This window comes from Streptomyces sp. NPDC031670 (assembly GCF_055580545.1).
On the sequence record NZ_JBVILC010000013.1, the window covers coordinates 124,254 to 136,505 of the forward strand.

Genomic DNA, 12,252 nt, shown 5'->3' on the forward strand with positions numbered 1-12,252 from the left:
TCCTTCATGGTTCGGGGAGAGCTTCGCCGCAGTGCAAGACGGTCCCCGGCCGGGCCACGTTCCTGACCGCCGGGACCAACCGGCTGAACTTCACCGCGGTTCCTCCATCTCGTCCGGGTGGGTGGGACAGGGCCACCTTGCCGGTGGTGCCGGCCTCTACGGTGGCAGGCATGGACAAGAACCACCGGCTGAGCGAGTTCCTGCGGGCCCGGCGCGCGCTGGTGCGCCCCGAGGACCACGGGATGCCCGCAGGGACACGCCGCACCCCTGGTCTGCGCCGGGAGGAGGTCGCCGTCCTCGCCGGCGTGAGCACCGACTACTACGTGCGGTTGGAACAGGGACGCGAACGCAATCCCTCACCCCAGGTCCAAAGGGCACTGGCAGCCGCACTCCTGCTGGAGGACGAGGAAGCCGCCCACCTGCGCGCCCTCGTCGATCCGCCACAGCACGGGCGGCCCTGGGCCGCCGCCCGGGAACACGCCGGCCCGCACCTGGTGTCCCTGCTGGACACCTGGGCGGACACACCGGCTCTGGTCTACGGCCGCTACCTCGATCTGCTGGCCGTCAACGCCCTCGGCGAGGCGCTGTTCTCCTGGCTCGGCGACGAGACGAGCCTGATCACAGCGATGTTCCTCAACCCTGCCGCACAGGATTTCTACCGCGACTGGTCCGTTGTGGCGCAGGGCTGCGTGGCCGCACTGCGGGCCGCCAACCCCGACCCCGACGACGAGCGGCTGCAGGACCTGGTGGGTGAACTCTCCGTGCGTAACCCCGACTTCGCACGCATGTGGGCGCGCCACGAGGTGCGGGCCAAAACGGCCTCGGCCAAACGGTTTCGACACCCGTTGGCCGGCGACCTCACGCTGGAATTCGAGACCTTCTCCGTCAACAGCGCACCCGGCCAGCACCTGGTGGTCTACCGAGCCGAACCCGGCAGCGCTGCCGGACAGTCGCTGGCCCTGCTGGGCAGCCTCGCCCTCACCGACATCCCGGATACTCAAGACGAAGGGCACAACTCGCATGACCTCCGCTGATTCCCCCGTCTGGTTCATCACCGGCTGCTCCTCCGGCCTGGGCCGGGAGCTGGCCCGCGCCGTGCTGGAACACGGATGGCGGGCGGTGGTCACCGCCCGGGATCCCGGCAGGGCCCCCGACGTCATCGCCGGGCACGAGGAACGCGCCATCGCCCTGACGCTGGACGTCACCGACCCCGAACAGATCACCAACGCGGTCGCCCAGGCACAGGCCGCTTTCGGACAGATCGACGTACTGGTCAACAACGCGGGTTACGGCTACCTCGCCGCCGTCGAGGAGGGCGAGGACGACGAGGTCCGCGCCTTGTTCGACACCAACGTCTTCGGCCTGGTCAACACCACCAGGGCCGTCCTGCCCGGCATGCGAGCCCGTCGCACCGGCCACATCGTGAACATGTCCTCCCTCGGCGGCCTGGTCGGCTTCGGCGCCACCGGTTACTACCACGCCACCAAATTCGCCGTGGAAGGTCTCTCCGAGTCCCTCGCCGCCGAGGTCGCCCCCCTCGGCATCAAGGTCACGATCGTCGAACCCGCCGCGTTCCGCACCAACTGGTCCGGGCCCTCCATGCGCCAGTCCGCCACCACCATCGCCGACTACGCCTCCACCGCGGGCACCCGACGCGCGAGCACCCTGGCCACCTACGGCCACCAGCCCGGGGACCCGGCACGCGCAGCCCAAGCCGTCATCGACGCGGTCACCGCCGAAGAACCCCCGCTGCGCCTGCTGCTGGGCAAGGCCGCATACGACATCGCCACCGCCAAGCTCGACTCCCTCAGGTCCACCTTCGACGGCTGGCGGGAGGTGACTCTCAGCGCCGACTTCCCTCCGGAGCAGGTCGCGAGCTGACCGCGTGTCAGCTCGCCCGGAGGCGTTCGAGCGTCTGCTCCAGCTCCTCGCGCAAGGTGCGCCCGGCGGATTCGGCGTCCGCCCGCGCGATGGCCTCCACGAGCAGGGCATGACCGTCGTCGCCGTGGTTGGGGTCCCCGGAGCGCAGGTCGAGCAGCTCCACCAGGTCGATCAGCCCCTGGCGCAGTACGGGCACGAACTCGGCGAACAGGCCAGTGAGTACGGGGTTGTGTGCCGCGGCGACCACGGCCGAGTGCAGGGCGATGTCGGCGTCGACGAACTCGGCGTTGCCCGCTTCCGCGGCATCGCGGCGGTGGGCCAGCGCCTCGTCGAGGGCGACGAGGTCGACGTCGGTTCGGCGCCGCGCGGCCATCTGCGCGGCCTCGACCTCAATGAGCATGCGGACTTCGTACACGTCGGTGACGGCCGCGCGCCGCAGGCTCGTCAGCCAGTCCTCCTGGAGCTTGGTGGCGATCACGAAGACCCCGGCGCCCTGGCGCGCCTGCACGAGACCCGCGCCGGCCAACGCGCGCAGAGCCTCGCGCACGGTCGAACGCCCTACGCCGAGGATCTGAGCCAGCGAGTTCTCGCCGGGGAGCTTGGTTCCCACGCTCCACTCGCCCTGGACGATCTGCTCGCGCAGCCGCTCAGTGGCCTGTTCGACCAGGGGAGTTGGCCGCAGTGCGCCCAGTGGCATCCGACGTTCACCTTCACTTCCACATGTCAGGTTGTCTGAGGAGTTCGTTGTGGCTACTGTACCCGGCATGTCGCTGTGCGAGCTTCTTCTTCTCGGTTGCCGCTGCGGGGCCTGAATCGACCGGCACCCCGCAGCGGGTGTCGAGACGCGCCGGTCACCGGTTGGCCGACTGAAAGTGGTTCCGTCTCATGGCTACACCCCACACCCCGGCTTTCGCCACGCTGCGCACCCCCTCGGGGCCTGTTCCCGAGGGCGCTCCCACGTGGAACCCGCAGCGGCCGAGCGCGATGCCGCACGAGCGGTACCGGTCCGCGCACGACCGGGTGGCGCTGCCGCTGCGGGACCGGACCTGGCCGTCGCGCCGACTGGAGCGGGCCCCGCTGTGGGTGCCGGTCGATCTGCGCGACGGCAACCAGGCGCTGGCCGAGCCCATGGACACCGAGCGCAAACGCCGGATGTTCGACCTGATGGTCACCATGGGCTACAAGGAGATCGAGGTCGGCTACCCCTCCGCCAGCCAGACCGACTTCGACTTCGTACGCCACCTCGCCACCAGTGACGCCGTGCCCGAGGACGTGACCATCTCCGTCTTCACTGCCGCCCGCAACGACCTGATCGACCGCACCATCGCCTCCATCGAGGGACTGCCCCGCACCGTCGTGCACCTGTACACCGCCACCGCGCCGGCCTGGCGCGACGTGGTCCTCGGCCGCTCGCGCAACGAGCTCCACAGGATGATCCTGGATGCCGCCGGCTATCTGATGAGGCGTGCCGAGGAGCGGTCGGGGGGCGGCATCCGGTTCGAGTTCTCCCCCGAGGTCTTCAACCTCACCGAACCGGACTTCGTCCTGGAGGTCTGCAACAGCGTCACCGAGCTGTGGGACGCCTCACCGGACCGGCCGGTGATCCACAACCTCCCGGCCACCGTGGAGATCGCCACCCCCAACGTGTACGCGGACCAGATCGAGTACATGGACCGTCACCTGGCACGGCGTGACGCGGTGATCCTCTCCGTGCACCCCCACAACGACCGGGGCACCGGCGTCGCCTGTGCCGAACTCGCCGTGCTGGCAGGGGCGCAGCGGGTGGAGGGCTGTCTGTTCGGCAACGGCGAGCGCACCGGCAACGTCGACCTCGTCACGCTGGCGCTGAACCTGTACGCACAGGGCGTGAACCCCATGGTCGACTTCTCCGACATCGACGCCGTGCGCGAGGTGGTGGAGCACTGCAACCGGCTGCCCATCCACCCACGCCACCCCTACGTCGGCGACCTCGTCCACACGGCCTTCTCCGGGACCCACCAGGACGCCATCTCCAAGGGCATGGCCCATCACGCGAAGCGGGCGGCGGAGCTGGGCGTCCCGGCCGAGCGGGCGCCCTGGGAGGTTCCGTACCTGCCGATCGATCCGGGTGACATCGGGCGTACGTATGAGGAGGTCATCCGCATCAACTCCCAGTCCGGCAAGGGCGGCATCGCCCACCTGCTCCACACCCACCACGGCCTGGACCTGCCCAAGGGGATGCGCCCGGACTTCTCCGGCGCGGTGCAGCGGGCCACGGACGCGAGCGGACAGGAGCTCTCGCACAAGGACCTGTGGGACCTCTTCCACACGCACTACATCACCCCCGCCCAGGACGGTCCGATCATCCTGAACTCGTGGAGCGCCACCGAAACCGGGCCCGGAGAGCACCGGTTCCGCTGCACCCTCACCGTCAACGGACAGGAACGCTCCTACGAGGGCACCGGCAACGGGCCGCTGTCCGCCCTCACCCAGGTCCTCGGGAGCGTCGGCATCACCGTCGACATCCTCAACTACGCCGAGCACTCCACCGGCGTGGGGCCCGGCAGTCCCGCGGTCGCGTACGCGGAGTGCCGGGTGGACGGGGCCACGATGTGGGGAGCCGGCTGGGACACCTCCATTCTCGCCGCGTCGGTGCAGGCCGTGCTCGCCGCCGTCAACCGCGCCGGACGGGCCCAACAGTGACCGACTCCCGCATCTCCACCACTCCCCCGGTCCTGCGCGTGGAGGGCGTCGACCTCGTCCGCGACGGCAAACACATCCTCCACGACGTGTCCCTGACCGTACGGCCCGGCGAGCACTGGGCGTTGCTCGGGGCCAACGGCGCCGGCAAGAGCACCCTGCTCGGCCTCCTCGGCGCGCTCACCCACCCGACGCGAGGGACCGTCGAAGTCCTGGGCCACCGCCTTGGGCGGGTCGACATGCGTCAACTCCGTTCGTACGTCGGCCATGTGGACCCGCGCCACGCACCGCGCACACCCTTGCGGGTCCACGACGTCGTACTGACCGGGCTGACCAACACCGTCGAACGCGTGCCCCGCTGGCATCCGACGCCCGAGCAGGCCGCCACGGCCGAGGGCCTCATCGACCTGCTCGGTCTGGGCGAACGGCGCGCCGCACGCTGGCCCACCCTGTCCCAGGGCGAGCGGGGCAGGGCCCTGATCGCCCGCGCGCTCATGCCAAGGCCGCGGTTGCTGCTGCTGGATGAGCCGGCGACCGGCCTGGACGTCGCCGGGCGGGAACAGCTCATCGAGCGGATCGACACACTCCAGCACACCCATCCCGAGCTGGCGTCGGTGCTGGTCACCCACCACCTGGAGGAGCTCCCTCCCGGCACGACGCACGCCATGCTGCTGCGGGACGGTCGTTGCCTGGCCTCCGGACCGGCGGCCGAGGTGTTGACCGGTGATCAGGTCAGCAAGTGCTTCGACCACCCGGTCCACCTCTACCGCGCCGACGGCCGATGGAGTGTGCGGGCCCGCCGCCCGTCCCTGCCGTAACCCGGCCGACGGCGGGTTGCCGGTGGGTGTGCCGACCCAGCGCGTCCCACCGGCGACACCGGCTTGACTAGTTGGGGCGTGGTAGGGGTGGGCACGCTCTCCTGGTGAGGGGCCGTGACGGACCGTTCGGCACTGGGGCATTCGCCGTTCACCGGCAGCCTCCGAAAGCTCATCTACCGTCGTCGGAGGCCGAGTTGGCACCGCCATGGGTCGTCCCACTGCGCGACGTCGTACGCAATGCCAGGAGCGGCACGGGGCCTCGGCCGCCCTTGTCCGCTATCGGCAGTAGCAGGAGGAGCCGCGTCGCACAGCTGCTTCGCGTCGGCGCTGCATCGGGGACCGCTGCCGTCAGCCGCGCCGGGGCCGGTCAGGGCGAAACCCGGGGCAGACGGCAGAGCTGCCCCCGGGGCCTGGTCGGCGGACCGGCCGGTTCAGAAGGGCTTGGTCGGCAGGTACTTGCCGTCCAAGGTGATCACCGCGCGCTCGCCGCCCTCGGGGTCGGCGACTGTCTTGAAGTCGAGCTTGAAATTGATCGCGGAGATGATGCCGTCTCCGAGCTGCTCGTGCACCAGGGCCTTGAGCGTGGTGCCGTAGACCTGGAGCATTTCGTAGAAGCGGTAGATGGTCGGGTCGGTGGGGATGCCACCGGGGATGGAGCCGCGCATCGGGATGGTCTGCAGCACCATTGCGTCGGCGGCGTCCAGGCCCAGCAGCTCGGCGACCGTCTCGGCGGACTGCTGAGGCAGCGGGTGCTGGCCGAGGACGGCGGCGGTGACGAAGGCGACTGACAGGCCCGCGGCGTCGGCGATCTGCTGCCAGGTGAGGTCCTTGCGCACCTTGGCGTCGACGGCTTTGGCGGCAAGGGCCTGACGAGCGGTGTTGTCGAACTGGGCGTGCACCATGGGGAGGGTTTCCTCTCGAACGGGCGAAGACTGCGGGGGTGAGACCGGGGGAAGGGGGTCAGACTGCGGCGGCGAAGGGGGTCACGACGTCGAGTTCCTCGACGGTGCCGCTGCCGATGTCGTAGCACCAGCCGTGCAGCGTGACCGTGCCCTGCGCCAGAGCGCGGGCCACCGGGGGGTGGGTGACGAGGTTCGCCAGTTGGGCGCGGACGTTGCTGCGTACGAGCGGGTCGACCCCGGCCGTGGTGGTGCGGGCCCGTGCGGCCTCCGCGTGGCGCAGCCAGTCGGCGGTCGTCGGCAGGGCCCGCATGTCGTGGCTTTCGGCCAGGGCGGTCATCGCTCCGCAGGCGGAGTGGCCGCAGATGACGATGTCGCTGACGCCCAGGGCGGTGACCGCGTATTCGACGCTGGCCGCGATGCCGTCGATGCCGGGCGAGTACGCGGGCACCAGGTTTCCGGCGGTGCGGATGACGAAAAGCTCGCCCGGCTCGGAACCGGTGATCAGCTCGGGCACCACACGGGCGTCGGAACAGCTGATGAACAGCGTCGTCGGCTGGTGAGTAGTGGCCAGGTGCGCGAAGAGCTCCGCCTTGGCCGGGAAGACATCCCGCCTGAAACGCGCGGCGCCCTCGGTGAGGTTGTGCATGGTTGCTCCCTTCGGTGGTTGTCGGGCCCCGTGGGGCTGACGAGATTCACCATGCACGACCTGCACCTATAGAGTCCAAGAGTCAATACCAACCTCCGCAATAGATGACATCTATAGTTGGGGATATGGCTCTGGAACTCCGTCACCTGCGCTACCTGCTCGCTGTCGCCGAGCACGCGAACTTCACCCGCGCCGCCGAAGACCTGCGCATCTCCCAGCCCACCCTCTCCCAGCAGATCAGACAGCTCGAGCGCTCCGTCGGCGCCCAGCTACTGGACCGCACCGGTCGCACCGTCCGCCTCACCGACGCCGGTGAGACCTATGTGCACTACGCGCGCCGGGCCCTGCGGGACCTCGCGGCTGCCGAACGCGCCGTCCTGGACGTCGCCGATCTCTCCCGCGGCCACCTCCGCCTCGCCCTCACCCCCACCTTCACCGCTTACCTCATCGGCCCCCTCACCGCCGAACTCCACACCCGCCACCCCGGCATCACCCTGGACGTCAGGGAAATGACCCAGGACCGCATCGAAGCCGCCTTGCTGGCCGACGACCTCGACCTCGGCATCGCCTTCCACGGCCCCCACCTGCCCGGCATCACCGCCACCGCCCTGTTCACCGAAACCCTCAGCCTCGTCACCGGCGCCGGCCGACCCGACACGGGTGAACCGGGACCACTGCCTGTACGGGACCTCTACGAACGCCAACTCGCCCTACTGAGCAGTGACTTCGCCACCCGCAGTCATATCGACACCTACTTCACCACCCACCAGGTGCAGCCGCGCATCGCGGTGGAAGCCAACTCCATCCAGGCCCTGACCGAAATCGTCCAGCGCACCGACCTGGCCACCGTCCTGCCCGACGCCGTCACCCACGACCACCCCCACCTCACCCCCATCCCCCTGGAGCCCGCCCTCCCTGCCCGCACCGTCGCCCTCCTACAACGCGAAAACGCCTACCGGAGCGCAGCCACCCGCGCCTTCACCCACCTCACCCTCAACCACATCCACAACCGTGGCTACACCTCCGCCTGATGGGCAGCACCAGCGTCCCAATCGCACAAACCAGTTGCCGCCAGGGTTCGGGCCGTCGGGTGCGACCAGCTGAGCCGTTGGCGTACGAACGCACGGGGGCGCGGCGGACAGCGCCCGGACACAGAGGGGCGAAGGCGGCAGTCGTCCCCGGGCGGCCGACCACCCGGGGACCTGCGCGCCGGCCGGGTCAGTCGTGCTCCGGGACCTGTCGGTCAGAGCCTCAGGCGGTGATGGTGATGCAGGCGATCGAGCGGCTGGAGGTCCCCGGTCAGGTGTAGGCGCCGCAGATGCCGGAGTTGGTCCTGATCCACTGGTTGACGGTCCACTTCAGGTACGTGCCGTTTCCCGATCGGTACCAGGCGACCAGGCCCCCGGGGTGCGTCGGCCAGGGAAGACCGGCACCCCTATGAGGGGAGGTCACGTTGTCGAGGTGCAACAGCACCAGGCGGTTCGTGTCGCCCCGGGTGTGCGCGGTGCGGACCGCCTCCACGAAGCGCCGCCACTGCGCGGGGGTCAGCTCCCCTACCTCGGGCCGCACCCCGGCCGGGACCTGGACGCATGACTGGCCGTTTCGGGCGGGGTCTGAGAGTGGCTCCTCCGCCGTTGGGCGGCCCGTGCCGGGCCGCTTCTGGTCCAGCCGGCGCTGCCACATCTGGTGTGGTGCGGAGAGATGGCTGCCGGCCTGACACCGGGAGGACGACACCGTCGACCGCATCGGCCTCGGGATGTAAACCCGTGGGCGGATGCTGCACAGGAGGGGCCCGTGGCAGTCTTCCCCCGTGCCCACGGACTGGCCGTCGCGGCACGATTGACGATCCGTGACCACGGAGGTCCCATGACCACCACGTCGTTCATCACCCAGAGAAGCATGACGCGCCGCCGCATACTGGGAGCCGCGCTGGCCGCCGGGGCCGCCGTGCCGCTTGCCGCCATCGCCGGCCCCGCGTGGGCGGGCCCGGGCGCCGCGCCCGCCCCGCAACGGCTCACGCTGCCCGTGCCCAACGGGCCGTACCCGGTGGGCACGGTCCAACTGCACCTCGCCGACCGGTCGCGCCCCGACGGCATCGCAGGCCCCGGGCACTTCCGCGAGCTGATGGCCACCGTCTGGTACCCGGCCCGGAACGTCGAGCGCTACCCGGTGGCGCCCTGGATGCCGGCGGGCGCCCTTCAGGCGTTCCTCGCCGACGTGGGGTTCAGCGACCTGGTCCCCCTGGCGCCGCTCACTGCCGGCCACGTGGGCGCTCCGGTACGGCAGTTGGGGGGACGGCTGCCCGTCGTCGTGTTCTCGCACGGCGCGCACAGCCACCAGGGCGACCACACCCTCATCGTCCAGGAGCTCGCCAGCCACGGATACGTGGTCGTGACGGTGGCCCACCAGTACGACACATACACCGAGTTCCCCGACGGCCGGGTCGCCGTCCCGCTGAACGACCAGAAGGCGCCGACGCTGCCTGGGGACTTCGCTGCTGACCTGCGCTTCGTCCTCGACTGCGTCGAGCAGCTCGCTGCCGGGTGCAATCCGGACATCGCCCAGCGGGAGCTGCCGGCCGGGCTGCTCGGCTCCCTCGACCCGCGGCGCATGGGCGCGTTCGGCTGGTCGAAGGGCGGAACGGCCACCGCCTGCGCCATGCTCGCGGACGAGCGCATCCGGGCCGGGCTGAGCCTCGACGGCCCGATGCAGATGAACCCGCCGCTCGCCGGTGACCTGGACCGGCCGTTCATGATGATGTCCGCCGAGTTCACCCGGACCACGGACCCCCAGGCCGCCGCGTTCTGGTCGCACCTGCGGGGCTGGCGGCTGAACATCCAGGCCCAGGGCGCCGTCCACATCTCGTACGGCGACAATGAGGCGCTGTTCCCCCAGGTGGCGAAGCTGTTCGGATGGAGCAGGCAGCAGTTGCAGGACGTGATCGGCACTCTCGATCCCGACCAGGCCGTGAAGATCCAGCAGGCCTACCCGCTCGCGTTCTTCGACGCACACCTGCGCCACCGCCAGGGACACCTGCTCGACGGGCCGTCCCCAGCCTTCCCGGCAGTGACGTTCCTCCCCTGAGGACCTGGGGCCATGGCGCCGCGGCTCGCCACAAGCGCCTGCCGGAGCAGGACCCCGCCGGCAGGCCACCGGCCTCCATCCCGAACCCGGCTCCGATGGCGACGGCGTAATCGCCCGTCTCCCGGCGCCACCGATCGTCCCCTGAGCCCGGGCGCTCCGAAGCGCCCGCTTCCCCGCCAGTCGCCCCGAGCGCAGGCCAAAGGAGATGCCCTCACTGGTCCAGGGCTCCAGCGGCCCACGGGCTGTACCGCTCGGGCACGTCCCACCAGGCCACCTCGGTGCGGAACTTCTCAACTTGCCGCGCCGTCCCTCGAGTTCGCATTCTTGTCAGGAGTGTTCACCTCTCATTATCTTGACGTCGAGGTTCTTTAGCGAAGGAGCGGATATGGCTCAGGGAACGCTCGGATACGCCTTGGACGGCCTGCATCACGTGCAGCTGGCGATCCCTCCAGGCGCTGAAAAACTCTGCCGCGAGTTCTGGGGAGACGTTCTCGGTATGGCAGAGATGGAGAAGCCGCCGGTACTGGCGGATCGTGGTGGGTGCTGGTTCCGAGGTGGCGGTCTGGAGGTCCACTTGGGGGTCGAAGAGGACTTCCGCCCGAACAGGAAGGCGCATCCGGGCATCCTTGTGACCTCGCTGCGGGCGCTCGCCAAGCGGTTGGAAGACAAAGGAATAGGCATCACCTGGGATGACGACTTTCCTGGCCACGACCGCTTCTATGCGTTCGACAAGCTGGGCAACCGGCTGGAGTTCCTTGAACCTGTCCGCGACTGCTGACGTCGCATGAACTGGGGGTCGGCACCGGGTTATGCGGTGCGGCCCGCTCGTCGCGTGCTGGGGCTCGTCTGTGGGATATGGGGAGGGGCGGCGGTACACAGGCCGGGGCGGGCGTCGGCGGCTGCGTGCACGATCGGCGCGAGGCGGACGACGGTCTGGGCTGCTGTGGCGCCGAGCTCCAGCAAGAACCAGCCCGCGTTCACCACATGCCCGGCGACGGGCACCTTGCGCGGGGACGACCGGCCGTGGGTGGGATTGATCGCTGGCCCGGGTGGTCCGCCCCCTGGGGCCCCTGCCCTGGGCCGACCGCAACCGGTCCTCCCGGTGCCCGCACCGGAGTGGCACGACGGCCGCCTCGGCCGGCCGACGTCACGTCTTCGGCGCTGCCGGGTCGGTGCCGGTGTTGATGAGGATCTGTTGGGCTTGCGTGATGTTGTCGGCGCGGACGGCTTCGGCCATCGAGGCACGTGCCGCCTCGGGCGTCGTGTGCGGCGGGATGACGAGGAGGGAGAAGTGGTCCTGATCGCCCCTGGTGACGAGGACGGTGTCGTCGCCGACCGGGAAGGAGTCGATGCGGACGACGCGGTCGTCCACGAGCAGTCGCGTTGGCAGCGCGTCCCAGGCTCCGGCGTCCAGGCCGACGCGCGTGATCGGCCCGAGGTACTCGGTCAGTGCGGAGACCAGGGCGGGAAGCTCGGCCGCGATATCACGGGAGCACGGCACACCACGCCCCGTCGAGAACGCCCCCGCGGTCATGCCTGGTCTGTAGCCGTACGACAGCCGTCCCCGGCTTGACCGCCTGGTGGACGGCGTCCGGCAGGAGCCTGGTGACACGCGGCGAACCGGAGTCGGACATGACACTCGCCTGTCTGCGGGGAATACGGAGTCACTTCCTCGTCTCACGGTACTGCGCGGCATGCAGCAGTCGGAAAGCTCGCTGGTCACACGGGTCGGAGTAGGGTGAAAGATCCAGTCCACGGATCCATGCCCAGGCGGGAACAACGAGGTCGTCATGCAGCCCAAGGAAACGCCCCCCGACGGACACGCCGACGTACGTATCGTCTCCGCCTCCCCCGAGGTCGCCCGTCGCGTCGCGGAGGTTCTCCGTCACTGCTTCGCCACCACAGAACAGCGGAGCTATCCAGCGGACACCGAGGGAGGGACCCGCCTCGAGCTCACCGTGGACACCACCAGCGCGGCAGAACCGGCGCGGTCCTGGCTGGAGACCAGCCGCCCCTCGGGCACGGACCGTCGCCGCAAGTGAGGGGATTTCCGGAAGCACGGTCCGTAAGCACCGAGGGCATTTCGCACACCGGCAGGCGTCCGGTGCCGATGCCCGTCTGATTCGCCTGGTTGACGTGGTCGCCCCTAGCCGCCCGAAAAAATCCCAGGCGGCGGCGTACAGACCGATGCGACGCGTGATGGTGGCCGAGGTGCCTGGTCAGCACGTTGACGACGTCGGAC

12 protein-coding genes and 1 pseudogene are annotated in these 12,252 nt (G+C 69.9%); 8 read left to right on the top strand and 5 right to left on the bottom strand.

Annotated elements, in window-relative coordinates:
* Nucleotides 1-170: 170 nt before the first annotated feature.
* Nucleotides 171-1,034 (top strand): helix-turn-helix domain-containing protein, encoded by an 864-nt coding sequence (locus ACZ5ID_RS23915; protein ID WP_468901411.1) that lies wholly within the window; start codon nt 171-173, stop codon nt 1,032-1,034.
* The gene (locus tag ACZ5ID_RS23920; protein WP_468901414.1) at nt 1,021-1,881 is read left to right on the top strand and encodes an oxidoreductase; all 861 of its coding nucleotides are present in this window, start codon (nt 1,021-1,023) and stop codon (nt 1,879-1,881) included. Before ACZ5ID_RS23915 ends, ACZ5ID_RS23920 begins: the two co-directional genes overlap by 14 nt.
* 7 nt (nt 1,882-1,888) lie before the next feature.
* Here ACZ5ID_RS23920 and ACZ5ID_RS23925 read toward each other — a convergent pair whose 3' ends face one another.
* Complete coding sequence (locus ACZ5ID_RS23925) at nt 1,889-2,578, bottom strand: FadR/GntR family transcriptional regulator (protein WP_468901417.1); 690 nt, start codon at nt 2,576-2,578, stop codon at nt 1,889-1,891.
* 188 nt (nt 2,579-2,766) lie between these two features.
* On the opposite strand from ACZ5ID_RS23925, the gene leuA reads away from it, so the two are divergent.
* Nucleotides 2,767-4,563, top strand: a complete 1,797-nt coding sequence (gene leuA, locus ACZ5ID_RS23930; protein WP_468901420.1) for a 2-isopropylmalate synthase — start codon at nt 2,767-2,769, stop codon at nt 4,561-4,563.
* On the top strand, nt 4,560-5,378 hold the full coding sequence (locus tag ACZ5ID_RS23935) for an ABC transporter ATP-binding protein (RefSeq protein ID WP_468901423.1): 819 nt from the start codon (nt 4,560-4,562) through the stop codon (nt 5,376-5,378). Before leuA ends, ACZ5ID_RS23935 begins: the two co-directional genes overlap by 4 nt.
* A 431-nt stretch (nt 5,379-5,809) precedes the next feature.
* Here the strand turns inward: ACZ5ID_RS23935 and cynS are convergent, their stop codons facing one another.
* Nucleotides 5,810-6,280, bottom strand: a complete 471-nt coding sequence (gene cynS, locus ACZ5ID_RS23940) for a cyanase (protein ID WP_468901426.1) — start codon at nt 6,278-6,280, stop codon at nt 5,810-5,812.
* A 58-nt stretch (nt 6,281-6,338) separates the two neighbouring features.
* The gene (locus ACZ5ID_RS23945; RefSeq protein WP_468901429.1) at nt 6,339-6,926 is read right to left on the bottom strand and encodes a carbonic anhydrase; all 588 of its coding nucleotides are present in this window, start codon (nt 6,924-6,926) and stop codon (nt 6,339-6,341) included.
* A 125-nt stretch (nt 6,927-7,051) separates the two neighbouring features.
* On the opposite strand from ACZ5ID_RS23945, the gene cynR reads away from it, so the two are divergent.
* On the top strand, nt 7,052-7,957 hold the full coding sequence (gene cynR, locus ACZ5ID_RS23950) for a transcriptional regulator CynR (RefSeq protein WP_468901432.1): 906 nt from the start codon (nt 7,052-7,054) through the stop codon (nt 7,955-7,957).
* 268 nt (nt 7,958-8,225) lie between these two features.
* Here cynR and ACZ5ID_RS23955 read toward each other — a convergent pair whose 3' ends face one another.
* Complete coding sequence (locus ACZ5ID_RS23955) at nt 8,226-8,495, bottom strand: hypothetical protein (protein WP_468901435.1); 270 nt, start codon at nt 8,493-8,495, stop codon at nt 8,226-8,228.
* A 297-nt stretch (nt 8,496-8,792) separates the two neighbouring features.
* Between ACZ5ID_RS23955 and ACZ5ID_RS23960 the strand changes: the two genes are divergently transcribed.
* Nucleotides 8,793-10,010, top strand: coding sequence for an alpha/beta hydrolase family protein (locus tag ACZ5ID_RS23960; protein WP_468901438.1), 1,218 nt, complete (start codon nt 8,793-8,795; stop codon nt 10,008-10,010).
* A 385-nt stretch (nt 10,011-10,395) separates the two neighbouring features.
* Entirely contained in the window at nt 10,396-10,788 is a 393-nt protein-coding gene (locus ACZ5ID_RS23965) for a VOC family protein (RefSeq protein ID WP_468901440.1), read from the top strand.
* Nucleotides 10,789-11,157: 369 nt separating this feature from the next.
* Here the strand turns inward: ACZ5ID_RS23965 and ACZ5ID_RS23970 are convergent.
* Nucleotides 11,158-11,644, bottom strand: a pseudogene (locus ACZ5ID_RS23970) (DUF5994 family protein).
* Between the two features lie 156 nt (nt 11,645-11,800).
* On the opposite strand from ACZ5ID_RS23970, the gene ACZ5ID_RS23975 reads away from it, so the two are divergent.
* A complete protein-coding gene (locus tag ACZ5ID_RS23975; protein WP_468901443.1) occupies nt 11,801-12,052 on the top strand; it encodes a hypothetical protein in 252 nt (83 codons plus the stop codon).
* Nucleotides 12,053-12,252: the final 200 nt, after the last annotated feature.